General features: G+C 39.4%; 27 protein-coding genes and 1 other annotated feature. Of the genes, 23 read left to right on the top strand and 4 right to left on the bottom strand.

What is annotated here, in order from left to right; all coding sequences use genetic code 11:
- The first annotated feature begins 4 nt into the window (after nucleotides 1–4).
- The 10 genes from AC4NPH_RS00890 (at nucleotide 5) to AC4NPH_RS00935 (ending at nucleotide 7923) form a co-directional block, all read left to right on the top strand.
- Complete coding sequence (locus AC4NPH_RS00890) at nucleotides 5–328, top strand: hypothetical protein (protein WP_098196628.1); 324 nt, start codon at nucleotides 5–7, stop codon at nucleotides 326–328.
- Between the two features lie 182 nt (nucleotides 329–510).
- Nucleotides 511–1812 carry a pyrimidine-nucleoside phosphorylase gene (locus tag AC4NPH_RS00895; RefSeq protein ID WP_013057477.1) on the top strand — a complete coding sequence of 434 codons (1302 nt, stop codon included), beginning with the start codon at nucleotides 511–513 and terminating at the stop codon, nucleotides 1810–1812.
- 21 nt (nucleotides 1813–1833) lie between these two features.
- On the top strand, nucleotides 1834–2508 hold the full coding sequence (gene deoC, locus AC4NPH_RS00900) for a deoxyribose-phosphate aldolase (protein ID WP_097812559.1): 675 nt from the start codon (nucleotides 1834–1836) through the stop codon (nucleotides 2506–2508).
- Between the two features lie 59 nt (nucleotides 2509–2567).
- Entirely contained in the window at nucleotides 2568–2966 is a 399-nt protein-coding gene (locus AC4NPH_RS00905; protein WP_013057475.1) for a cytidine deaminase, read from the top strand.
- 19 nt (nucleotides 2967–2985) lie between these two features.
- The gene (locus AC4NPH_RS00910) at nucleotides 2986–4167 is read left to right on the top strand and encodes a NupC/NupG family nucleoside CNT transporter (RefSeq protein WP_013057474.1); all 1182 of its coding nucleotides are present in this window, start codon (nucleotides 2986–2988) and stop codon (nucleotides 4165–4167) included.
- Nucleotides 4168–4315: 148 nt separating this feature from the next.
- Nucleotides 4316–4930, top strand: a complete 615-nt coding sequence (locus AC4NPH_RS00915) for an AmiS/UreI family transporter (protein WP_013057473.1) — start codon at nucleotides 4316–4318, stop codon at nucleotides 4928–4930.
- A gap of 42 nt (nucleotides 4931–4972) precedes the next feature.
- Nucleotides 4973–5217: a binding site (T-box leader), on the top strand.
- A gap of 67 nt (nucleotides 5218–5284) precedes the next feature.
- The gene (locus AC4NPH_RS00920; RefSeq protein WP_279824310.1) at nucleotides 5285–6514 is read left to right on the top strand and encodes an MFS transporter; all 1230 of its coding nucleotides are present in this window, start codon (nucleotides 5285–5287) and stop codon (nucleotides 6512–6514) included.
- A gap of 84 nt (nucleotides 6515–6598) precedes the next feature.
- Nucleotides 6599–7015: a DUF4275 family protein gene (locus tag AC4NPH_RS00925; RefSeq protein ID WP_155660460.1), complete on the top strand. Its 417-nt coding sequence runs from the start codon at nucleotides 6599–6601 to the stop codon at nucleotides 7013–7015.
- A 272-nt stretch (nucleotides 7016–7287) separates the two neighbouring features.
- Nucleotides 7288–7635, top strand: coding sequence for a DUF805 domain-containing protein (locus AC4NPH_RS00930; protein WP_013057470.1), 348 nt, complete (start codon nucleotides 7288–7290; stop codon nucleotides 7633–7635).
- A 150-nt stretch (nucleotides 7636–7785) separates the two neighbouring features.
- Complete coding sequence (locus tag AC4NPH_RS00935) at nucleotides 7786–7923, top strand: hypothetical protein (protein WP_013057469.1); 138 nt, start codon at nucleotides 7786–7788, stop codon at nucleotides 7921–7923.
- A gap of 44 nt (nucleotides 7924–7967) precedes the next feature.
- Here the strand turns inward: AC4NPH_RS00935 and AC4NPH_RS00940 are convergent, their stop codons facing one another.
- Complete coding sequence (locus tag AC4NPH_RS00940) at nucleotides 7968–9032, bottom strand: LLM class flavin-dependent oxidoreductase (RefSeq protein ID WP_013057468.1); 1065 nt, start codon at nucleotides 9030–9032, stop codon at nucleotides 7968–7970.
- A gap of 320 nt (nucleotides 9033–9352) precedes the next feature.
- Between AC4NPH_RS00940 and AC4NPH_RS00945 the strand changes: the two genes are divergently transcribed.
- The 6 genes from AC4NPH_RS00945 (at nucleotide 9353) to AC4NPH_RS00970 (ending at nucleotide 14379) form a co-directional block, all read left to right on the top strand.
- Entirely contained in the window at nucleotides 9353–10165 is an 813-nt protein-coding gene (locus AC4NPH_RS00945) for an amino acid ABC transporter substrate-binding protein (protein WP_029322351.1), read from the top strand.
- A gap of 151 nt (nucleotides 10166–10316) precedes the next feature.
- Complete coding sequence (locus tag AC4NPH_RS00950) at nucleotides 10317–11126, top strand: SRA domain-containing endonuclease (protein WP_013057466.1); 810 nt, start codon at nucleotides 10317–10319, stop codon at nucleotides 11124–11126.
- Between the two features lie 182 nt (nucleotides 11127–11308).
- Nucleotides 11309–12220, top strand: a complete 912-nt coding sequence (locus AC4NPH_RS00955; protein ID WP_029322347.1) for an NAD(P)/FAD-dependent oxidoreductase — start codon at nucleotides 11309–11311, stop codon at nucleotides 12218–12220.
- 115 nt (nucleotides 12221–12335) lie between these two features.
- Nucleotides 12336–12614: a hypothetical protein gene (locus tag AC4NPH_RS00960; protein ID WP_013057464.1), complete on the top strand. Its 279-nt coding sequence runs from the start codon at nucleotides 12336–12338 to the stop codon at nucleotides 12612–12614.
- A gap of 256 nt (nucleotides 12615–12870) precedes the next feature.
- The gene (locus AC4NPH_RS00965) at nucleotides 12871–13872 is read left to right on the top strand and encodes a DUF3231 family protein (protein WP_491938531.1); all 1002 of its coding nucleotides are present in this window, start codon (nucleotides 12871–12873) and stop codon (nucleotides 13870–13872) included.
- A gap of 159 nt (nucleotides 13873–14031) precedes the next feature.
- Nucleotides 14032–14379: a DUF805 domain-containing protein gene (locus AC4NPH_RS00970; RefSeq protein WP_013057462.1), complete on the top strand. Its 348-nt coding sequence runs from the start codon at nucleotides 14032–14034 to the stop codon at nucleotides 14377–14379.
- A gap of 32 nt (nucleotides 14380–14411) precedes the next feature.
- Here AC4NPH_RS00970 and AC4NPH_RS00975 read toward each other — a convergent pair whose 3' ends face one another.
- Nucleotides 14412–15596, bottom strand: coding sequence for an iron-containing alcohol dehydrogenase (locus tag AC4NPH_RS00975; RefSeq protein WP_013057461.1), 1185 nt, complete (start codon nucleotides 15594–15596; stop codon nucleotides 14412–14414).
- 158 nt (nucleotides 15597–15754) lie between these two features.
- On the opposite strand from AC4NPH_RS00975, the gene AC4NPH_RS00980 reads away from it, so the two are divergent.
- The 6 genes from AC4NPH_RS00980 (at nucleotide 15755) to AC4NPH_RS01005 (ending at nucleotide 21023) form a co-directional block, all read left to right on the top strand.
- Entirely contained in the window at nucleotides 15755–16855 is a 1101-nt protein-coding gene (locus AC4NPH_RS00980) for a sugar diacid recognition domain-containing protein (RefSeq protein ID WP_223268892.1), read from the top strand.
- Nucleotides 16856–16982: 127 nt separating this feature from the next.
- On the top strand, nucleotides 16983–18251 hold the full coding sequence (locus AC4NPH_RS00985) for a GntP family permease (RefSeq protein WP_013057459.1): 1269 nt from the start codon (nucleotides 16983–16985) through the stop codon (nucleotides 18249–18251).
- Between the two features lie 22 nt (nucleotides 18252–18273).
- The gene (locus AC4NPH_RS00990; RefSeq protein ID WP_098315019.1) at nucleotides 18274–19410 is read left to right on the top strand and encodes a glycerate kinase; all 1137 of its coding nucleotides are present in this window, start codon (nucleotides 18274–18276) and stop codon (nucleotides 19408–19410) included.
- A gap of 174 nt (nucleotides 19411–19584) precedes the next feature.
- The gene (locus AC4NPH_RS00995; protein ID WP_098315018.1) at nucleotides 19585–20256 is read left to right on the top strand and encodes an HAD family hydrolase; all 672 of its coding nucleotides are present in this window, start codon (nucleotides 19585–19587) and stop codon (nucleotides 20254–20256) included.
- 19 nt (nucleotides 20257–20275) lie between these two features.
- Complete coding sequence (locus tag AC4NPH_RS01000) at nucleotides 20276–20731, top strand: GNAT family N-acetyltransferase (protein ID WP_098196620.1); 456 nt, start codon at nucleotides 20276–20278, stop codon at nucleotides 20729–20731.
- A 76-nt stretch (nucleotides 20732–20807) separates the two neighbouring features.
- The gene (locus AC4NPH_RS01005) at nucleotides 20808–21023 is read left to right on the top strand and encodes a DUF3951 domain-containing protein (RefSeq protein WP_098196619.1); all 216 of its coding nucleotides are present in this window, start codon (nucleotides 20808–20810) and stop codon (nucleotides 21021–21023) included.
- 54 nt (nucleotides 21024–21077) lie between these two features.
- On the opposite strand, the gene AC4NPH_RS01010 is transcribed toward AC4NPH_RS01005, so the two are convergent.
- Both AC4NPH_RS01010 and AC4NPH_RS01015 read right to left on the bottom strand, forming a co-directional pair.
- On the bottom strand, nucleotides 21078–21860 hold the full coding sequence (locus AC4NPH_RS01010; protein ID WP_491938532.1) for a class I SAM-dependent methyltransferase: 783 nt from the start codon (nucleotides 21858–21860) through the stop codon (nucleotides 21078–21080).
- A 65-nt stretch (nucleotides 21861–21925) separates the two neighbouring features.
- Nucleotides 21926–22678, bottom strand: a complete 753-nt coding sequence (locus tag AC4NPH_RS01015; protein ID WP_098315016.1) for a uracil-DNA glycosylase family protein — start codon at nucleotides 22676–22678, stop codon at nucleotides 21926–21928.
- Nucleotides 22679–22981: 303 nt separating this feature from the next.
- On the opposite strand from AC4NPH_RS01015, the gene AC4NPH_RS01020 reads away from it, so the two are divergent.
- Nucleotides 22982–24016, top strand: coding sequence for a LacI family DNA-binding transcriptional regulator (locus AC4NPH_RS01020; RefSeq protein ID WP_013057454.1), 1035 nt, complete (start codon nucleotides 22982–22984; stop codon nucleotides 24014–24016).
- Nucleotides 24017–24067: the final 51 nt, after the last annotated feature.

Below are 24067 nucleotides of genomic sequence, written 5' to 3' on the forward strand. Positions count from 1 at the left end.
GGAGATGAAGGCGCTGTTTTTTCAAGAGCAAAAGCTTCATCGGATTGAAATAGTAGAAGATATTGTATCTTATTCTGCAGCATCTCTGCAGGCACAGCGAAATCGGTATCCTTTTCAAGCAGACGTTTCAAAAGACGGAGTGATTGCCAAAGGAACCACGGGCTATATTATTAAACGGTGGGGAAGAATGTATTTTTCTCCTGATGCTAATCAAAAAGGAATTGAACGATTTACGCCGCCTGATCAGCCATATGTATTAATTCCTTATAAAAAGGTAAAGAATAAGTACCGAATCATGTTGTCATTTGTGATAAAAGCTGAAAAATAAGGGAAGACTTCCGAGTGCGGAAGTCTTTTTTTATTCACTAAAACAGCGGCTATAAATATTTTTGAACAAATGTAAATATATATGTTTACAATTGTTCAAAGCTATTATATAGTAAGGGTGTAAGTTGTTGAAAACGTTTTAGTGGATGCACAATATGCAGATACTTTTAGGGGGAAAACGTCATGAGAATGGTTGACTTAATTGAAAAAAAACGTAATGGACATGAATTAAATAAAGCTGAAATCGATTTTATTATCGAAGGTTATACAAAAGGGGATTTACCTGATTATCAGCTATCGGCATTTGCGATGGCGATTTACTTTCAAGGAATGACGCAAGAAGAACGCGTAAATTTAACGCAAGCAATGGTTGAATCAGGCGATCAAATCGACTTATCAAAAATTGAAGGTATTAAAGTAGACAAACACAGCACAGGCGGCGTAGGCGATACAACAACACTTGTATTAGGACCTTTAGTAGCTGCAGTTGATGTACCGGTTGCCAAAATGTCTGGCCGCGGCTTAGGACATACTGGCGGTACGATCGATAAACTTGAAGCAGTGCCTGGCTTCCACGTTGAAATTACAAATGAAGAATTCATTCGCTTAGTAAACACAAATAAAATTGCGGTTATCGGTCAAAGCGGAGACTTAACGCCAGCGGATAAAAAACTTTATGCGCTTCGTGATGTAACAGCAACGGTTGATTCGATTCCGTTAATTGCAAGCTCAATTATGAGTAAGAAAATTGCAGCTGGAGCAGATGCAATTTGCCTGGATGTAAAGACTGGGAACGGCGCGTTTATGAAGAAGCTTGAAGACGCTGAAGAATTAGCAAAAGCAATGGTTGAAATCGGAAAAGGCGTAGGCCGAAACACAAAAGCAATCATTTCCGATATGAGCCAGCCTCTAGGTTTTGCGGTTGGTAATGCGCTTGAAGTGAAAGAAGCTATCGACACGTTAAAAGGCGAAGGACCTGAAGATCTAACAGAGCTTTGCTTAACGTTAGGAAGTCACATGGTTGTACTTGCTGAAAAAGCAAGCAGCTTAGATGAAGCGCGTGCAATGCTTCAAGAGGTAATTAAAAACGGAAAAGCACTAGAATCATTCAAAACATTCTTAAGCGCACAAGGCGGAGACGCTTCTGTTGCAGACGATCCGTCTAAATTACCGGATGCAGCGCACAAAATTGAAGTGCCAGCAAAAGAAGATGGATACATTTCAGAAATCGTTGCAGAAAAAATCGGCGTAGCAGCAATGAAGCTAGGTGCAGGACGCGCAACAAAAGAATCTGAAATCGACTTAGCAGTTGGTATCATGCTTAATAAAAAAGTTGGAGATTCAGTGAAAAAAGGCGACTCTCTTGTTACCATCCACAGCAACAGCGAAGATGTACAGGAAGTAATGGATATCGTTTATGATTCTTACAGCACGGTTGCTGAAAAAGTGGAAGCTCCAACGTTAATTTATAAAGAAATTCATTAAGAAGTAGAGAGGAAGAACAAAATGAGTCAAAACATTACGGGTATTATTGATCATACATTATTAAAAGCAGACGCAACAGAAGAGCAAATTACGGTTTTAGCACAAGAAGCAAAAGAATATTCATTCGCTTCAGTTTGCGTAAATCCAACGTGGGTAAAAAAAACAGCTGAGTTATTAAAAGATGCTCCAGAAGTGAAGGTATGTACGGTAATCGGTTTCCCTCTTGGAGCTACTACTTCAGCAGTAAAAGCATTCGAAACAACAAATGCAATCGAAAACGGTGCAGATGAAGTAGATATGGTAATTAACATCGGCGCGTTAAAAGATAAAAACTATGACTTAGTGCAAAGCGACATTCAAGCAGTAGTAGATGCTGCAAAAGGCAAAGCACTAGTAAAAGTAATTATTGAAACAGCTCTTTTAACTGATGAAGAAAAAGCAAAAGTTTCTGAGCTAGCTGTAAAAGCTGGAGCTGATTTTGTTAAAACGTCAACAGGCTTCTCAACAGGAGGCGCAACGGTAGAAGACGTAGCGCTTATGAGAAAAACAGTTGGACCGGATGTAGGTGTAAAAGCTTCTGGAGGCGTTCGAGGCTTAGAAGATGCAAAAGCAATGATTGAAGCAGGTGCAACACGTATTGGTGCAAGCTCTGGCGTATCAATTGCAAAAGGTCAATTAAGCAACTCTGATTATTAATAAATGACAGCAGGTTAGTACTAGCTAACCTGCTGTAAACTAAGCAAAGGATGATGACTGTGGAGCCAAAACAATTAATAGATGAAGCAATCGCAGCAAGCAAACAAGCACATGTACCATATTCTCATTTCCATGTTGGTGCAGCTCTTTTAACAACCGATGGGAAGATCTATCGTGGATGCAATATTGAAAACGCTTCCTATGGATTGACGAACTGTGCTGAGCGAACGGCTATTTTTAAAGCTGTTTCAGAAGGGGACAAGCAGTTTTCAGCTATTGCAGTTGTAGGAGATACGGACGGCCCAATTTCTCCTTGCGGTGCATGCAGACAAGTATTAGCTGAGTTCTGTGATGATCACACACAAATTATCTTAGCAAACCTAAAAGGAGATTTTGTGATTACAAACATCAACGAAATCTTACCGGGCTATTTTTCATCAAAAGACTTACAAAAATAAGTAAGCAGTGGAGGATACTATGAAATATTTAATTGGCATCTTAGGGTTACTCGTTGTCTTTGGATTAGCGTATCTTGCAAGTAATAACCGCAAAGAAATCAAATATAGACCAATCATTATTATGGTTGTGATTCAAGTTCTTTTATCAGCTTTACTTCTAAATACAAAGTTTGGCTTGATTATTATCAATGCGATTGCCAGCGTTTTTGGAAAGCTGCTTTCATACGCAAACCAAGGAGTAGAGTTCGTATTTGGAGGCATTGCGAACAAAGGATCAATGCCGTTTTTCTTAAACGTCCTGCTTCCAATCGTTTTTATCTCTGTCTTGATTGGGATTTTACAGCACTTTAAAATTCTTCCTTTCATTATGAAATGGATTGGTTTAGTTCTCAGCAAGATTAACGGAATGGGAAAATTAGAGTCTTATAACGCAGTAGCTTCTGCGATTGTAGGTCAGTCAGAAGTATTTATTACTGTTAAAAAGCAACTAGACAAACTGCCGCCAAACCGTTTATATACGCTTTGTGCATCAGCTATGTCGACTGTTTCTATGTCAATTGTCGGTGCTTATATGACAATGATTGAACCAAAATACGTAGTAACAGCAATTGTGATCAACTTATTTGGCGGATTTATTATTTCTTCTATCATTAACCCTTACACAGTAACGGATCAAGAAGATATTTTAGAGGTACAAACAGGTCATAAGCAAACGTTCTTCGAAATGCTTGGCGAATATATTATGGATGGATTTAAAGTAGCGATTATCGTAGGTGCGATGCTAATTGGTTTCGTTGCGCTAATGGCTGCGATTGATAACGTGTTTGAAATGTTATTTGGTCTGTCATTCCAGCATCTGCTTGGCTATGTGTTTGCACCGTTTGCATTCATTATGGGTGTTCCTGCTTCAGAAGTAGTAGCAGCCGGTGGAATTATGGCAACAAAACTTGTAACAAATGAATTTGTGGCAATGATGAGTCTTTCGGATATGGCTTCAACATTCAGTGCTAAAACACTTGGAATTGTATCTGTATTCTTAGTATCATTTGCTAACTTCTCATCAATCGGAATCGTGTCAGGAGCTGTTAAAGGCTTAAGCGAAAAGCAAGGAAATACAGTAGCGCGCTTTGGTCTTCGTTTACTGTACGGAGCTACGCTTGTAAGCGTATTGTCAGCGATTGTTGTCAGCTTTATTTTATAAGTGTAATAGAAACAGAAAGAAAAGCAGTTTCCTTTTCAAAAGGAATTGCTTTTTCTTTTTTACATGTAAACCGCAACTCCGCACATCCTAAAGAAAAACATCGACACAGAGGAGGACAAGAAAAGCTGGGGGCTTTTCTTACTGAAAAATGGATCAAATTGGACTATTACTGTCAGGTGCAGCTTTATTTTTAAACGGACTGATGCTGCTTGGAAAAGCAGATGAGAAAAATGTAGGCGTATTTAACTTATTTGTTGGAGCTTTTCAAGTTATTGTTCCGTTTTATTTAATTATTACGTCAGACCAAAGCAACTGGATTTTATATGAAAGAACGGCAATCTTTTTATTTGGCCTCACGTATTTATATGTAGGCGTGACGGTACTAAAAGGAATGCAGGGAACAGGGCTTGGCTATTACTCACTTTGGGTATCCATTATCGCTTTGGTGTACGTTACGGTTTCTCTTGTTCACTATCATGACGTAGTTAACGCTATTACATGGATTCTTTGGTCGTTTTTATGGTTTTTATTTTATGTGCTTAATACGAGCAAAAAAGATGTATCTGCATATGTAGGGAAAGTGGCGATTGTACAGTCGTGGGTGACCTTAACAATTCCAGCGCTGTTTTCGCTAACGGGCGTATGGGGAAATAAAGATATGTACAATATGTGGGGAATCGTGCTGGTTGCTTCCATCATTTATTTTGTATACGTAGGATATCGACTATTCTTTTCTCAGCCGAAAAAAATGATTTTGAAATAAAGTATTTACAAAAAATAGATAATAATGGTAAGATGTTAGAAATTAAATGCCGTGAAGAGAAAAGTAGACAGCGCGTATTCTTAGCAGAGAGCTCCGGAAGCTGAAAAGGAGCAAGAAAAACGCTGTTGAAACAAGCCTCTGAGCAGCGCATTGGATCTAACGTGATAGTGCGACGGCTGCTTCCGTTACAAAGCTAGAGTATAAGCGAAAGTCGTACTCGATAAGGTTTATATGGCGACATATGAACAAACTAGGGTGGCACCGCGATTCATAATCTCGCCCCTAAGACACATGTCTTGGGGGTGGGATTTTTTTATTGACTGTAATCAATAATGGAGCGGAGGCCTTTGTTTTATGAAAAATAAGCTGTTGTCTTGGAAATACCCGTTTTTATTACTGTTTGGAATTGGCACTAGCAATATCGGGGACTGGATTTATTTAATTGCTTTAAATGTCAGGATGCTTGATATGACGAATTCGCCGCTTGCGGTTTCAGGGCTATACATGATAAAGCCGCTTGCTGCGCTATGTACAAATATATGGTCTGGAAGCTTAATTGACCGCATAAACAAACGGAAGCTTATGATGTTTTTAGATTGGATGCGCGCGGGGATTATTGCTTGCTTTCCGTTTTTCTCATCCATACTGATCATTTATGTGCTGGTATTTATCATCAGTATGGCAAGTTCAATGTTTCGGCCGGCATCGATGGTTTATATCACAAAGCTTATTCCAAGTGAAAAACGAAAAAGATTTAATTCGCTGCGCAGTTTGATTGACTCAGGAGGCTTTCTTCTTGGGCCAGCCGCAGCAGGTGCGTTATTTATGATTGGAACGCCTGCGTTTGCTATCTATGCCAATGCTGCAGCGCTCGTGGTGTCAGGAATGGTTACTTTATTAATGCCGAACTTAGATATAAAAACAGAAGCTAAAGAAAATAAACTCTCTGTAAACACAATTGGAGAAGATTGGAAAGCGGTGTTTCGTTTCAGTAGAGCCAACAGATACATTATGAACATTTATGTATTATTCAGTTTCTTAATGGTCATGGCCACGGCAATTGATTCTCTTGAAGTCTCATTTGCAACAAAAGTCATTCATTTGTCCGAAAGCGAGTACGGGTTTTTAGTGAGCGTAGCAGGTGCAGGCATTATGATTGGCGCAGTTGTGAATACACTGTTTGCTAAGAAGCTGTCAACGAACTTTCTGATAGGCGCCGGCAGTGTAGGAGTGTCGCTTGGCTATTTGCTGTATGCTTGCTCGTCTTCTTTTCAAGCCATCGGAACAGGATTTTTTAGCTTATCTTTTGCGTTAGCTTTTGCAAGTGCTGGTTTTCAAACCTTTTATCAAAACAGTATTCCCGTTGACATGATGGGTCGAGTAGGAAGTATATATGGACTGCTTGAGTCATTGCTGATCATTATCATGACTTTTTTATGCGGCATGGCTGCGCACATCTTTTCGATTCAAGAAGCTGTAATTGGTGGAAGTCTGATCATGCTTTTAAGTACGATTATATTGTTTTTGTGCACGTTAAAGCCTGCGTTTTATAAAGTGAATTTGATCAAAAAGCAAGGAATCTAACGCATGGGTACTAGTGGACAAATAAGCTAAGAAGCCGATAAAAAGAAATGAGTACAGGATAAAGGATGAGAAAGCACAGTGAAAATGAAAGATGCGTTAAAGAAAAAAGGAATGTTTGTTAAAAAATTATCGAATCAAGGAAAACTCTTTCGGAAACGGTGGGAACATGAATTTGCAAGTGCTTTAAGCGTATCGCAAAAAAAGAAAATTTATATGGAACAGTTCTTATGGCATGCATTTAGCTATGAAAAGCTCCCTTGCTTACAAGGAGAACAAGCGATTCAAGCGTTCGAACAGCAAATAAAGAACGACTGTTATTTGTTGTTTGAGCATGATGAACGGGTGCTGCAGCTATCTAAATGTAAGCATCTAACAAGCGCTGATTTAAGTAAAAATACAAACATGTATTTAGAAGATTTATATGTGGTTGATGAAGATTTCACATGGACTTACGTGATTACCCATGAAAGCTCATGTGGACCTTACTTTTACCGAACATAATAAAGATAGAGCCTGCCGTGTTTATTAATATGGCAGGTTTTTTCTATAAAAGAACATTCTATTAATTAAAAGTAATTATAGTAATAAAATGGTTTTTGATCTAAAAGTTTTGGGTATTTATTACTAAATATTATCCATCTATCTCCTACATCTATATTACCATTTGGGATTTTTTCAAAAAATAGGATGTGAAATTAATTTTTTGTATGCTAAGGCAATTACTGCTAGTAAGCTTGTCTTACAAAATTCGTTTTGAAAAAGGAGGTTTTTGTATGAAATGGTATTTACATGTACTAAAAAACTATGCAACGTTTCAAGGAAGAGCAACGCGTAAAGAGTATTGGATGTTTGTCTTATTTAATTTTATTATGTGGTGTGTGCTTTCAGCTATTGAACTTATAACAGATATGCCTCCGTTTTTGCGTATAGTTTATCTTGTTGCAGTCTTCATTCCATCTCTTGCTGTGACGGCACGCCGATTGCATGACATAGGAAGAAGCAGCTGGTGGTATTTAATTAACTTTGTTCCAGTTATCGGAGGCATTTGGCTGCTTATCTTATTTTGTCAAAGAAGCGAAGTAACAGCCAATATTTACGACACAGACACGCAGGCATCTTAACCAGAGTAGTTTATTAGTTTAAAAAGTTAGTAAACTAAACGTGCGAATTGTTTCTAATTAAAAAGAGGTTGGGACAAAAGTAGTTTAGTTCGGATTTTTTCATAGTGTGATGGTGAACGTAAATTTTATGTATGTAGGTTCTTCTAGCAGTTGATTGGAGGGCAAGGCGAAGACTCCTGCGGGAAAAGCGGGACAGATGAGACCCCGCAGGAGCGCAAGCGACGAGGAGGTTCAGCGCCCGCCCGCGGAAAGCGAAGCCTTGCACGGAAATCAACGGCGGTGTCATAAGCGGTTCAGCTCATGTATCTGATTTGTTCGTCTTTAGGTTAGATTCATTTCGTTATGTCCCGGCCTCTTTTTTCATTTTCCCACACGCTGCTGGGAATTTCTTTTCGAAGAACAGGTGCAATATCACTTGCAAAGCGCTCTAGCTGTTCGCGCTGTTCTGCTTCGCTTAGACCGTCTACGCTGATGCTCAGCACTTCGTTTCCATAAGCATGGTAATAGTCTATTATTTTTTCAATGATTTGCTCCGGGCTTCCTACTAAAGCAGGACCGTGTTGAACGATGTCTTCGAGTGACGTGAACGGCGATTGATTATGTTTGGCTGCTTCCGTATTGCTAAAGGCGTTATAGTACGGGCGATAGCGGCGAATCGCTTCTTCCCCTGTATTAGAAATATATAGGCTGCTCGCCCCCGAACCGACGATGGCCTTGCGTGGGTCATGGCCATAATAAGCCAAACGTTCCCGGTAATGGTCAATCAGCGCTTTATATTTAGCCTGAGGATGGAAGGAATTAGATGAAAATAGCGGCTCTCCGTATTTAGCCGCAAGTTCTGTAGACAGCGGGCTTGACGCGCTTCCATGCCAAACGGGAATAGAAGGCTGAAACGGGCGAGGCTGAGTCGTAACGTTAGTTAAAGGCGGACGATAACGGCCGCTCCACGTGACATTTTCTTCTGTCCAAAGCTGTTTCAAAAGAGCGTATCTTTCAGCAAGAGACTCCCATTGTTCTTCTTCTGTAATGCCAAAAAGCGGATAATGACGCGGGTCGTTGCCTTTTCCAATAATCAGTTCAAGGCGTCCACCCGACAGGTGATCAAGCGTTGCATAATCTTCAGCTACTCGTACAGGATCTAAAATGCTTAGAACCGTAACAGTAGTAAGAAGACGAATGTGTGACGTTTTAGCAGCGATTGCACTTAAAACAACGGGAGGAGAAGAAGACAAAAAAGGAGCTCCGTGTCTTTCGCCGACTCCGTAAGCATCAAAACCTAATTTTTCTGCCAGCACTGCTTGATTTAACACATGCTGAAATTTTTCTTGAGCAGTTAATGTTTCTCCAGTAACCGGGTTCGGGATGTTTTGAATAAGACTAAATAAAGCAAATTTCATACGTTTTACCTCCAAAAGATAAATTGGTGGATGACAATAAAAAAAGCAAACGTACACTCATTATCGTGTCCATTTGCCTCCAGTTGACTGGTAGATATGTAGTTTCATTGTTTTATTAGTTGTATCTTAAGCGGTAGACACCAAGCTGTCAAGATAATCTTTTTCTAAAAACCCACTTGATTTATCGGTTAACTAGTATTATGATGTGAATAATCTTACACGAAGTAAGCCCACTGGTTAACCAGAGGCTCTTGATGAAGCAGATGCTTTATCAAGAGCCTCTTTTTATTACATAATATAGGGATTTAGGGGAGGAACGCATGAAAAAATATTGGCTGTTTTTACTTTCAATTGTAGTAGCTGTTAGCGTGGCAGGCTGCGGAACAAACGTATCTTCAAGTGCAGGAAAAAAGAAAGAAAAAGATGTTCAAACGATTGTTGTTGGAACAGGCACTCAGTTTCCTAATATTTGCTTTATTGATGATAAAGGCAAACTGACCGGCTATGATGTAGAAGTAGTAAGAGCAATCGACAAAGAGTTAAAGGATTATAAATTTGAATTTAAAACGATGGAATTTTCAAATCTGCTTCTCAGCTTAGAAAGTAATAAAATTGATATGATTGCTCATAATATGGCTCAAAACGCTGAGCGAAAGAAAAAGTTTTTATTTAATGATGAAACATATAATTATTCTCCGCTTTATGTAACGGTTCCTAAAAATCGAAATGATATTCATTCCTTAAAAGATTTAGAAGGTAAAAAAATGATTGTAGGAGCTACAAGCAATGCGGCCGTTTATCTAGACAAATACAATCAAAAACACGGCAATAAAATCGATGTAGTTTACGCCGGTCAAGGTGCGGATGATGCCACAACTCAATTAAAAACGGGCCGAGCAGATGCTACGCTTGCGACACCATTTTCCATCGACTTTAGCAATCAAGCGCTGAAATTTCAGCAAAAAACGGTTGGAGATATCGTGATTAATTCAAAAGTATATTTTATGTTTAACAAAAAAGACGAAAAGTTAAAGTCGGAAGTCGATCAGGCGATTAAAAAGCTGAAAAAAGACGGTACGTTAAAAAAACTCAGCACAAAATGGCTAGGAGAAGACTATACGGTGCAAAATTGACTATAGCAAAAAAGCAGCTGCCCATACAGCTGCTTTTTTTGTATGATATAAATCCAATAGATAGAAGAAACGATCTGCAAAGAAAACAAAAATTAGTGTATAGTAGAGCTATAAGTACTATAAAAGCAGGACCGCAGTAGGAGGCAATTCATTGATTACGGATTTACAGCGCGGAGATTTCTTTCAAAAAGGACATCGTTATCGCAGAAAACAAATTCATAAGCTTTATAAAGGGCAAGAACAAAGCGAAATATCAACGCCAAAAGCGCATCCATATATTTTTATTTTCACAAAAGAAAGCGGAAGTGAATACGGAACAGGACATGGGTGGAACAGAGATAAAACCTCTTTTTTCTATACGGGAGAAGGTCAAAGAGGATCGATGCAGCTCATTAAAGGCAATAAAGCGCTTCGCGAACATTTCCAATCGGGAAAAGCCGTTTACTTGTTTCACTACGTGGAGCCTGGAGTGGTCGAGTTTGTGGATGAAGTGACGTATATTAATCATCAATTAGAAATCATGTGGGACTCAGACGGAGAGCTTCGTGAAGCCATTATTTTTGAACTTGAACGAAATCCTGTAATTGAGGAAAAAGCAGCAAAGCTGGACGTTTCACCTTATTCAACTGAACAGCTTCGTCATATAGCATTAGGGGAAGAAAAAAAGACAAGTGTTTACGAACAAACGGCAGCTCTTAAACAATATGTTCACAAACGCGCAGCAGGTATTTGTGAAGCCTGCGGAGAAAGCGCGCCGTTTATCGCAAAAGATGGAAGCTCCTTTTTGCAAATGTATTATCTTTCAAAGCTTTCAGAGAGCGGGCTCGCTAAGCCAAAGGACGCTGCGGCACTATGTCCCAACTGTTATAGTCGTCTACGCTACGGGAAAGATAGTGAAGTATATAAAGAAGAGCTGATTACTAAAATTAATGAAAAAGAAGCAGGAAAGAAAAATGAGTAATATCGTCTTTTTTCATTTTATAAAAAACCGTCTCTAGGCAGGGCAGCTGCCGAGGCGGTTTTTTTGTATGTAGAATGATCTCAAAAAATAAAGACAATAAAGTGTATAAAAATAATAGAAAAACAGATAATGAAAAACTGAAGCTTTCGTTTAAAAAATAGTAAAAGCTGGGGTGATGTGGTGTGGCAGACAAGTATGACTGCGTTATTATAGGTGGAGGAATTGCAGGACTTCAAGCCGCTATTCAGCTTGGAAGATATAAGCGCAGTGTATTGGTTATTGATTCAAACGATGGACGTTCCAATCTTTGCAAAAATTATCAAAATATATTGGGATGGCCTGAGGGAATAAGTGGGCAAACTCTAAGAGAAGCGGGAAGGCAGCAAGCAAAAAGCTACGGTATTCAATTTGCAGAAGAACGTGTTATTCAATGTCAAAAGGAAATAGAGGGGTTTAGCGTCATTACAAACTCTGCTAACTACGAAGCAGCTACTTTACTCTTTGCGACGGGAGTAGTAGACCGGGTTCCGCCTGAACTTCAGCAAGAGCTATATCCCTGTATGGGAAAAACAGTATATGTATGTCCCGACTGTGACGGATATGAAGTAAATAATAGAAGGGTATTAGTACTAGGGTCGGGAAAAGCAGGAGCCAGTTTATCTCTTACGTTAACATATTGGACAAATGACATTACGTACATTAATCATGACAAAAAAGAGATTGGACCTTTAGCAGATACCTTGATGCAAAAGGGAATTACCTATAAAGAAGCGGCAATAAAAAAAGTCATAGCTGAAGCAGAAATGTTAAAAGGAGTCATCCTCGAAAACAATGAATTTATCTATGGAGAAAGAGGTTTTTTAGCGTTTGGAGGAAATAAAGTTCGAACAGAATTAGCCCATGAGCTCGGAGTAGAACTTCTAGAAAATCAGCACATTATCGTAAATCCGCGTACAAAAGAAACAAATGTTTCAAACGTGTGGGCAGCAGGAGACATTGTGGCTCATTCTGAACAAGTTACGGTAGCGATGGGAGAAGGTTTACAAGCCGCTATTTGGATACACAAACGCTTGTTAGAGCTTCATGAAAAATAATTGTTTTTTTATAAAAAAAGTTAAGATTGCATGTTTTGTTTCCTTTTTGTTAGGGAAATGGAAATGAAAGAAAGAAAAAAAATGATTAAAAATGAGGAGAAGGAGTGGCAAAAAAGTGGTATATAGTCAAGTGGTAAGAAAACCTGAGTTTCAACAAGCGGAATCGGAAGGGTTAAATGAAGCCATTCACGAGTACATAACTCGTCGTACACGTCACAATGCACCGGTTGTGGATGCGCTTCGATATATTATGACCATTGAACATAAACATGAACGTATGCAGGTAGCAGCAGAACTGTTCGGATCAGCTATTCAGCGTGTAAAAGATCAAGATATTATTCAATATCTAAAAAAGTGCGGAAGCTACAAAAGAATTTCTGATACGACGGAATAAAACCGTTCTCTTTGAAAAAGCGCCTTTAATGGAAAGGGGCTTTTTTTGTTTCCTCCATTTAAAAGCGAAGGCAAATACATAGAATTCTTCCAGTTTGTGCATAGTAAATGAAGCAGAATTAATTGAGGAAGAGACAGAGTTTTGTATCTGACTACGTGAATGAACATTAAAGTAGAATACAATCTTCATTTGTACAGATACCCACTCTTGAATAAATAAAGCTATACGTATGTAGCCCTAGCAGGAGGTTTAGTATATGAGTCAAGAAATACCGTTAAGTTCAAGTGAAATTGCTACTCTTTGGATGAACTATCAGCAAAAGACAATGATCCGAAGAATGTTAGAATATTTTATTGCGCACGCAGAAGATGACCAAGCAAAAGAAATTATGCAAGATACGCATATGCAAATGGTGAATTATATTGAAGATATCAAAACGATTCTAAAAAATGAAGGGGCAGCCATACCGGTAGGATACACAGAAAAAGACGTAAATGTCGGTGTTCCTAAGCTTTATGATAAGATGTTTGATATTATGTTTCTTCGCCTTTTAAAAGAAATTAGCATGGGGCTACATACGCTTCATTTAACCATGTCCTACAGAAAAGACATGATCTCTCTATATAAAGAGCTTACCGCTTTCACGCAAAGTGGCTATGACAAATGTGTAGATTATCTTCAGGAAAAAAACGTGCTTCCAAGGCCTCCAGCTGTTTCAGTACCTAAAACAGTGAAGTTCGCTGAAGGTACAGATTACATGAATGGAATCCATTTATTTTCCAGTAAACGTGCATTAAATACTGTAGAGGTAGCACATATTTACTACGCTATTGAAACCAACGTTCTTGGCATGCAAATGATCACAGGGTTTGCTCAAGTAGCAAGTGAGCCTGAAGTGAAGAAGTACTTTGTAAAAGGAAAAGAGCTGGCTAAAAAAGTTGTAAGTGATTATAGTAAAATTCTTTTGGAGAGCGATATTCAGACGCCTGCGACGTGGGGAGCGAAAGCGACCGAATCAAAAGTAGCACCTTTTTCAGATAAACTAATGATGTATTGTGTGAGTTTATTCTGCAGTTTCGGGCTAGGAAGCAACGCTTTAGGCACTGCGTTTAGTTTACGTGGAGATCTTCCTCTTACTCTTGTCAGTACGGCCAAAGACATTTTAACATACGGGCAAGACGGGGGGGAAATCATGGCCAAAAACGGATGGCTTGAGGAACCGCCAAGTATGGAAGACCGAAATGATTTGATTAAATAGAAAAGCATAATACATTACGAAAACTTCTTTTTGTGAAAGAAGTTTTTTTTTTGCATAAAAAATGTCGTTATTTGTTCGTTTAACGGTTTGTTTTTTGAATAAAAAGGATATATAAACTATAAATTTACAATTTTATACTAAAAAAGGAGGATGTTGCATATGAAGTGGTACATAAAAGTGTTGAAAAATTACGGGACGTTTTCTGGCAGAGCAAGCCGAACTGAATACTGGATGTTTGTGTTAGTTAACTTTGTTATTTCATTTATTCTTTCGTTCATTCAGTTCGTGATTGATAAGCCTCTTTTTCTGCCGGTAATCTACTCGTTATTGGTTGCAGTCCCTTCGTTAGCGGTAGGAGCAAGAAGGCTCCACGATACGGGAAAAAGCGGATGGTGGCAGCTTATTACATTGGTTCCACTGATTGGCGGTATTTGGCTGATTATTTTATTCTGTCAGCCTAGCGATCCAAAAGAAAATCGTTTCGGTACAATGGCCAAAGCAGCATAATTAGAACTCCCCCTTAGGTAAGGGGGAGTTTTTTAGTGGACAGGTTCTACTATAGCGCCATCATAAGCCGATTGGTAAATAGCTCTTATGTCTTTCTCATGAAGAGGCAAAGGGCTGCGAGCAAGAATTCGTTTTTGCTGGACGCCATCTGCTGTCAGCTTTTGAAGGGCACTTTCTGGAATATTAAAGCCGCGAAGGGTTTGAGGAATGCCGACGTCTTCAACAAGTGACTGTAGCTGCTTTACACACTGATAAGAAGCTTCTTCTTCTGATAAAGAGCTCACGTTTCCGCCTAGTGCTTCAAAAATATCACGCATCTTCGCCACGCAGCTGCTGCGTATGTAACCCATCACATATGGAAGCAATACGGCGTTTGATTCACCGTGAGAAATATGAAACTGTCCACCTAATGGGTAAGCAAGTGCATGAACACCTGCAACACCTGCATTAAAAAACGCAAGCCCTGCTAAATAGCTTCCGTAGCTCATCTGAGTTCGCGCTTCTTTATCTTTGCCATTTTCTACAGCTGTTCTTAAAGAAGAGCTAATCATGCGTATAGCCTTTAGTGCTAAGGCATCGGTTGCTGGATTTGCATTTACTGATATATAAGCTTCAACAGCATGAGTTAATGCATCAACCCCTGTAGCCGCCGTTACTTTAGGAGGCACGCTAAGCGTAAGCTCGGGATCTACAATCGCAACGTCCGCAAGCAAATAGTCGTGGGTCACAACATCCTTGGTGCTTTCAAGAGACAGCACAGAAATATTTGTTACTTCTGAACCCGTGCCGGAAGTAGTGGGAATTAAAATTTTTGGAAGACCTTTTTTTGAAATTTGTTTCGTACCAGTTAAGTTCAAGTATTCTTCTACAGCTCCGTCATGAACGGCTAAAACGGCCGTAAGTTTTGCTAAATCTAACGCGCTGCCGCCGCCAACGCCAATGACTAAATCAAATTTTCGGCTTTTTGCGTAGGATACGAGTTTTTCACCGAGTGCTAAAGGCGGCTCTGGTGCCGTATCTGCATATACATCTACTTCGTATCCGTTTTTGATAAGGGGAGAACTCACTTTATCTACAAGTCCAATATCTTTTAAAACAGGGTCTGTGACAATTAAAATATGAGCAGGGTGATATTTTTTTACTTCCGGAAGCAGTTGCTGAAGTGATCCCCATCCTGTATAGCTAAGAGGGGTAAAAACTAGTTTTGACACAGTCATTCTTTTATCCTCCTATAGGCACTGTTTTGTTGGCGGTTTCAAAGATGTGGTTTTGCTTCTACGTATATTATAATGAAGTATCGCAAATTTTTCATTGAATGCAAATTAGCTGTCACGAAAAAATTGAGCTTTACTTCACAGAAACAAAGGATGGGGAAATGTTGAGATACGTAACAAAAGAATTAGCTCAGAAAATTGTGTGTAGAACGATGGAGATTATTGATTGCAACATTAACGTGATGAACGAAAAAGGAGTCATTATTGGTTCGGGTGACAAAAATAGAATTGACCATATTCATGAAGGAGCGTTAATGGTATTAAAAAACGGAAGCCCGTATGAAATTACTCAACAGCAGGCCGACTTGCTGCGCGGGGCCAAACCAGGCGTGAATTTGCCTATTTTCTTTAACGGAGAAATTGTTGGAGTCGTGGGATTAACAGGACTGCCAGAACAGATTCGTAATTACGGAGAGCTTGTGCGCATGGCGGCTGAAATGATTTTTCAAGAAATGATTTTAATAGAGGAAATTCAATGGGACGAACGATTAAAAGAAGAGGTGGTTCATCAGCTTCTTCGACAAGAAGAGCCGCTTGACTCTTTATTTTTTGACCGGACGAATCGCTTTGATATTAACTTATACCTTCCACGAGTGGCACTCATTGTTACAGCTGAAAATCGTCATAAAGTCATGAAACGTGTAAAGAAATATATAACTAATAATGACTTATATGCTATGCTTCCAGACGGAGTGGTCATATTAAAATCTATAGAAGCAGGCAGCGCTAGCAGCTATGCGGAACAGCTGGAAAAACAGCTTCGGGCGTCTGGTATGGTGTGTAAGTTAGCGGCAGGATCTGTTCAAGCTGACTTTAAAGGCCTTCATATATCTTATCAGCAGGCAAAAGATACGCTTGCCGTCGGTTCTAAGCTTCACCCAGAAGCTGTTTTCTACTGCTATTCGGATTATCAAATTCCCGTGCTGTTACGTCAAAGCGCCGGTTTTCAAGAAAATCATGAGCTGTTGCATCACTATGAAAAGCTTAAGGAATACGATAAGAAAAAAGAACTTATCGAAACGTTAACGGTCTACATAGAAGAAAATGGCGAAGGAAGCACGGCAGCTAAAAAGCTTTTTATACATCGAAATACGCTAAGCTACCGTCTAGATAAAATCCAAAGCATCACAGGAAAAGATCCAAGGAAAGTAAAAGACCTTCTCGAACTGTATGTAGCGCTACTGCTATCTAAAATTTCATAATTGTGCACGTGCATAAAAGATCTTGCGATAGTGAGGTCTTTTTCTGTTGAAGTGACTAATGAAAGAATATAAGATAGCGCTTACAATTAACGTTAGGGACAGGAGAAACAAGAAAGGGGATGGCTTTATGGACGTTCAAGTAAGCGCGTTAGGCGCGATTTGTGCATTAGTAATTGCTATTATATTAATCTTAAAGAAAGTGGCTCCCGCATACGGAATGATAGCCGGAGCTTTAATTGGAGGACTGATTGGCGGAGTTAATATTGCTGATACTGTTAATTTAATGATTGAAGGAGCGCAAGGCATCATTCCCGCAGTGCTGCGGATTCTTGCAGCCGGTATATTGGCTGGGGTATTAATAGAATCAGGTGCTGCAGCGGTTATAGCAGAAACCATTGTAAAAAAACTAGGGGAAACAAAAGCGCTTTTAGCTCTAGCGCTAGCCACACTCATTCTTACGACAGTAGGTGTGTTTGTTGATGTGGCTGTGATCACAGTGGCGCCTATTGCTTTAGCCATTGCTAAACGTACGGGTATGTCAAAGCCGGCTATTTTATTAGCGATGATTGGAGGGGGAAAGGCAGGGAATTTAATGTCTCCTAATCCTAACGCCATTGCTGCTTCAGATGCATTTAATATTCCTCTTACATCCGTGATGGCTGCAGGAATCATTCCCGCTGTATTTGGCGTAGCGGCCACTTATCTAGTAGCCAAACGATTAGTGAAAAAAGGAACAATGGTTCAAGCTGAAGAAATAGATACAGTGGATGCAAGCAGCTTGCCGCTGTTTTTAACAGCCATCATAGCACCAATTGTTACCATCGTGCTGCTGGCGCTGCGACCGCTTTTTGATCTTAATATTGACCCAATGGTTGCGCTTCCTGCAGGAGGGATCGTTGGTGCCATCGTAATGAAAAAAGGAAAACAGCTTAATACATACGCTATTTCAGGGTTAGGAAAAATGTCAGGTGTAGCCATTATGCTGCTTGGAACGGGGACATTAGCAGGAATCATTGCTAACTCCCAGCTAAAAGACGTTATTATTCACGGCTTGTCTGCAATTGGGTTGCCAGCTTATGTTTTAGCACCGGTTTCAGGTATTTTTATGTCAGCGGCAACGGCTTCGACAACTGCAGGAACAGCAGTCGCAAGCCAAGTTTTTGGATCGACGATTTTAGAGCTGGGCGTTTCTGCTTTAGCCGGAGCTGCTATGGTTCATGCCGGAGCGACCGTACTTGATCACCTCCCGCACGGAAGCTTTTTCCACGCAACGGGCGGAAGTGTAAACATGAAAATAAAAGAACGTTTAAAATTAATCCCTTACGAATCGCTTATTGGACTCATTATGGCAATTGTATCCACGCTTATATTTGGTGTATTAAAGCTATACGGCTAAAAATAAAAAGGAGTGTTTGCACATGAAAATTGTGATTGCACCTGATTCATTTAAAGAAAGCTTAACGGCTCTTAACGTTTGTGAAGCGGTTGGAAAAGGAATAAAAGCTCATTTTCCTAACGCGGAGATTAGTAAAGTACCTATGGCAGACGGTGGAGAAGGAACCGTTCAGTCGCTTGTAGACGCGACGGGTGGAGAGATTATACAAACAAAGGTAACCGGACCGTTAGGAAAAACGGTGGAAGCTTTTTACGGAATTCTTGGCGGGGGCAAAACGGCTGTTATTGAAATGGCAGCCGCTTCAGGTCTTCATCATGTTCCCGTGGATAAACGCAATCCGCTTATCACAACAACGCGAGGAACCGGCGAGCTCATTCTTAAAGCGTTAGATCATAAAGTGAAGCATATCATCATTGGCATCGGAGGAAGTGCTACAAATGATGGAGGAGCCGGTATGGCAAAAGCTTTAGGGGCAAAGCTTCTTGATGCTAACGGAGCAGAAATCAAAGAAGGAGGAGGCAGTTTAGATCAGTTAGCCTCTATCGATCTGACAAACTTGGATTTTCGGCTTGCTGAAGTCAAAGTAGAAGTGGCGTGCGACGTAGACAATCCGTTAACAGGTGAAACCGGAGCATCCGCCGTATTTGGGCCTCAAAAAGGCGCAACTCCTGATATGGTTAGACAGCTTGACCGTAATCTAGCTCATTACGCAGCGGTTATTGAAAAAGAAATGGATATTCATATTCAGAACGTCCCTGGTGCCGGAGCGGCAGGAGGACTTGGCGGCGGCTTGCTGGCATTTTTATCTGCGGAGTTAAAGCCAGGTGTAGACATTGTCATTGAAGCAACTCAGCTAGAAAGATATATTAAGGGTGCTGATCTTGTCATTACGGGCGAAGGAAGAATTGATGGTCAAACCATTTACGGAAAAACACCTATTGGCGTAGCAAAAACAGCAAAAAAGCATAGCGTTTCCGTGATAGCGATAGCAGGGAGCATTGGAGTAGGAAGCGAAGCTGTGTATGAACATGGTATTTCGGCTTTATTTAGCGTCGTGCCGGGGGCAGTGACTCTCTCAGAAGCGCTGGAAAAAGCCGATGAAAACATTGAAAGAACGGCTAAAAACGTAGCGTCAGTTATACGTTTAGGCATAAAGTAAAGGGGTTACAGTTTTTATTGTTCTCTTTTTAATAAATAGTAAAAGGTCTCTTTCATCAGAAGAGACCTTTTTTTCTTGTATAGGGAAGAATTCAATATAGTTTATTAGTTTTATAGTTAAAAATGTTATAATTAACCAATCGTTGAATCAAGTTACAGATAAAGGAGGCAAATCATGATTAAAGCCGTTATTTTTGATTTAGATGGGACATTATTAGATCGAGACAGTTCGTTAAAATGTTTTATTCAAGATCAATACGAGCGATATAGTAAAGAACTAGCACACATACCGGAGCAAGAGTACACATCTAGATTTATTGAGTTAGATCAAAAAGGCTACGTATGGAAAGATAAAGTATATGAGCAGCTTTTGACTGAATATGATATTTCAAGTTTAACGTGGGAAGGGATGCTAGACGACTACCTTCACTATTTTCCAGCTCACTGCGTTCCGTTTTTACATATGGAGGATGTACTAAAAGAGCTAAAGAAAAAAGAGTTGTTACTAGGCATGATCACAAATGTTTTTACGGACTTTCAGTGGATGAATATTAAAGCGCTTGGAATTGATCACTATTTTGATACCATACTTGTTTCCGAACAAGAAGGCATTAAAAAACCGCATAAAGATATCTTTTTGCGAGCATTAAAAGCGCTTGATGTGTCGGCTGAAGAGAGTTTATACATCGGGGATCATCCAGAAAATGATGTGCTTGGTGCAAGAGGGGCGGGCATGCATGCTGTATGGAAAAAAGACGCTTTCTTTGACAGAAATTTTACAGATTCATATGTAATAGAGGATTTAAAAGAGCTGTTGAATGTAATTAATGAGTTTCAAGAGAACTGATGTGAAAAGGAGAAACACGATGAAAACCAAAGTTCGTCTATTGACTGATGAAGATCTTAAAGAAGCAGCAATCATCTATACAAACGTTTTTAGCGCCCCGCCTTGGGATGAACCTTGGAGTATAAACACTGCTTATGCTCGTTTATACGATATCAGTAAGACTCCAGGTTACATAGGTATAGGTTACTTTCATAGTGAAAACAATAAACCCATAGGATTTATAGTAGGAAATGAAGAACAGTGGGCGAACTATAAGATGTTTTATGTAAATGAAATTTGTGTGTTAAACAACACTCAGCAAACGGGCATAGGAACGAGTCTTTTATCTTTCCTTAAAGAGCTACTTATACAAAAAGAAGTGAAAGAAGTCTATGTGTCTACTGAAAGAGGCCAAGGCAAACCAGAACGTTTCTTTGAAAAGAACGGTTTTTTCACTCATGAATCTCGTATACTGATGGCGTTAAATGTAGATTGAATATAAGTGAATGAATGTAGGGTGTCCGTTTTGTTGTTTCAGGAGGAACGGTTCATAAAGCAGGAGGAAATAATCTATGATTTTTTGGCTACTGGTTTTAGTTGCTATTTTAACGGTGAGTATTCCGCTGCTGATTATTATTGTTAAAACAGTTTGGCACCGAAAGCTTCCTCGTAATTACTATACGCCATTTGACTATCTTGCTGCACAAACAGAAGAAGAGTTTCATGAAGAACAAAATGAACGAGAAATAGAAGAAAGAGAAGGAGATGCCAAAAGAAGAAAAAGCTAAAGTGCTGTGTGCATCCTTCTTTATGATACTAGAAATAAAAGATTACAGCCGCCGTTAAGAGATAGGATGGACTCTTTGTTTTTTACAAACGTAAATCATTTGAGTGCTTTGGTTGGTCAAAGCGCTCTTTTTCCAATCTCCATAAACGTTCGTAATCATAAATCCGCGACGTGTTAAAAGATGTTCCATTTCTTGAGGGAACGTGTAGCGTAAATCTATTTTCGTTGTTATTTCGTTTATGATTGTTTTATCGTAATCTCTTATCTTTCTAGTTGTGAGGTTATGCTGAATTTGCTTGATGGCATCATAGTAGCTGTCTATATACACGTCTGTCATAAATCCGGTGTCGGAATCTTGATAGCTTTTCCAATATTCTTCTGCTTCTGTTGACGTTAGCTCTTCTATAGAAGGAAAACGTATTCCCACAATAAAGGTTCCATCGTCGTTCAAATGCGTATAAACGCAGTGTAAAAAGGAGTGCTGCTCATCATTTGTTAGAAAATGTTGAAACGAGTTTCCTACGATATAAATAAAGTCGCTTTTTACTTTTAAGTCGAGTTTGGTACAGTCTTGTTCTACCCATTTAACAGATAGCTTCAAAGCCTCTGCTTTTTTCTGTGCTTCCTGCAGCACAGGTGAATGAATATCCACTCCAATCAGGGAATGTCCGGCCTCCGCTAGTGGAATGGTCGCACGCCCTGTGCCACAAGCTAAGTCAAGGATTATTCCGCTTTTGTTAGCCGCTTCTATTAGTAAAAAAGCAACGTCTTCTGTATACTGCTCATTTTCATCGTCGTATAAAACAGGGTCATTATATTCGTCTAAATTTGTTAGCATAAAAGCTGACCTCCGTGTAGGTTTATTTTTCCATAATTATAGCAAAAAAAGAGCTGAAACTATTTTCAGCTCTTTCTTTTTGCAGCCCAATCCTCCACAATTTCCGTAAATTCACCTAGGTGTTCTTCAAATATCCGTTTTCGATGTCCGTTTGCTCCGGATGGATGTGGAAAGCCAAATAAATACGTATGCTGAGAAAACGAAGATTCACTTGAAAGTTTTCTTAAAACATTTTCAACTGCTTTTCCTAACGGAACGATTAAGCACGGATTCTTTATTTCGTTCAATTCCTGTGGAAACACTTCAAAAGCATAGCGAGAAAGAAGCGCTGAGCGTTCAATTGGCGGCTGATGTCCGGTATAGTTTTTTCCTTTATAAAACACGGGATATTTCAGTACAGACGTTGTATGCAGTAAATCTCGCTGTGAAGCAAATAACTCAGCGGCACTGTTAATACCCATGGCTTTTGCAATTCCGCATTGATCTAACATGTCTATTAAATTGACTCTCATCGTCCCGCTAAAGCTAGCGGTTTTTTTTGTTTCGTACAGCACTTGTTCAACCTGGTGATGAGCCAGGCTGGAAATGCATTGTTTAAAAGCTGTTTTCATTTGAAACCACCCTGGTGTGATGCCTGCAATAACAATATGAGCGTCTGGATTTATGTAGTCGTTATGAGGCGAGTAGTACATGCTTAATTCATGTTCTTGCCCGATTAAAAAGTCTTTTTGCAACAGCTGTTCTTTCGTAAAATTTATGTTATGCAATTGTTGAATGGCAGGCAGACATTGTTGGAAATAAGAATGTTGGCTAATCATAGGCTCTCTCTTTCCTTATCAGTATTTCTTCTTTTATTTTCCCCAACAAACCGTTTTTTAATATTTACTAAAAGTTTACTTAAGTTTTAGTGCGGTGTGATAAAAACAAAGTAGTAATAGCAGTGATTTTGTCATTTTAAAGGCGGAACTAACAAAATAAATGAGAATTTTGGAGAATTTTTTTGATAAATTTACTGAAATTTTAAAAAAATTTATTGAAAGCGTTTTATTAGTGTGCTATTCTTCCAATATAAGAGATAAATATTTAGTAAAAATAGAAGATTATAATAGAGAGGTAAAAAGATGGCAACTTTAAAAGATATAGCGGCGTACGCTAATGTTTCCAGTTCAACTGTATCAAGAGTACTAAATAATGATCATACGCTTTCTGTATCTGAGGTTACCCGTGAACGTATTCTGCATGCAGCCAAGGAGCTGCAATATACGCCTGTGAAGATACGAAAAGGAACGGCAAACGGAAAAGACCTCGAAGCTCCAAGAATAGGTATTATTTTTGCTCAGTCCCTTGAAGAAGAACTAGTAGACCCTTTTTTCTCCTCTATTCGCCATGGAATAGAAAGTGAATGCTCGGAAAAAGAAATTTTTACAGTAAAGTCATTTAGGCTAAAAGGCATGAAGCAAGAAGAGCTGCTGCAGGATCTTGATGGAGTGATTGTAGTGGGAAGAGTTAGTCCAGAAACGGTTCAAGAAGTGAGCGATCATTTAGATACTATTGTTTTTATTAATCACAAAGCGGATGAGGATTTGTACGATTCGGTCATGATTGATTTTGAGAAAGCTACTAAACACGCATTAAATCATTTATTTGGCCTCGGTTATAAAAAAATTGGCTATATCGGAGGGACAGAAAGAGAACATTATATAAATGGAAGCTCTATTATTGAAGATCAGCGTCAAACGGTTTTTGAACGCGTTATGCATGAAAAAGGCCTGCTCGATTCTGAGAAAGTTTATATAGGAGAGTACTCAATGACTGAAGGGTATGAGCTAATGGGACAAGCGATTAAGCAAGGAAATCTTCCTGAGGCATTTTTTATCGCAAGTGATGCAATGGCGATAGGAGCAATGCGTGCCCTACAGCAATCAAATATAAAGGTTCCTGAAGACGTAGCGATTGTAAGCTTTGATGATGTGGATATCGCAGCATTTGCGAGCACGCCGCTCACCACGGTTAAAGTATATACTGAAGAAATGGGAAGGCAGGCTGTTAAAATGCTAGTAGATCGGTTAAGCGGCAGATCCGTTCCTTTAAAAGTCATGGTGCCGACTAAATTAATTTATCGTGAAAGCTGCGGAGCCTTACTCAAAAAACAGTAGCCTAAAAGTTATAACTTGAAAGGGGGTGATAGAAAAGAAGAATTCATACAT

This window comes from Priestia sp. MDV22-iso46 (assembly GCF_058629175.1).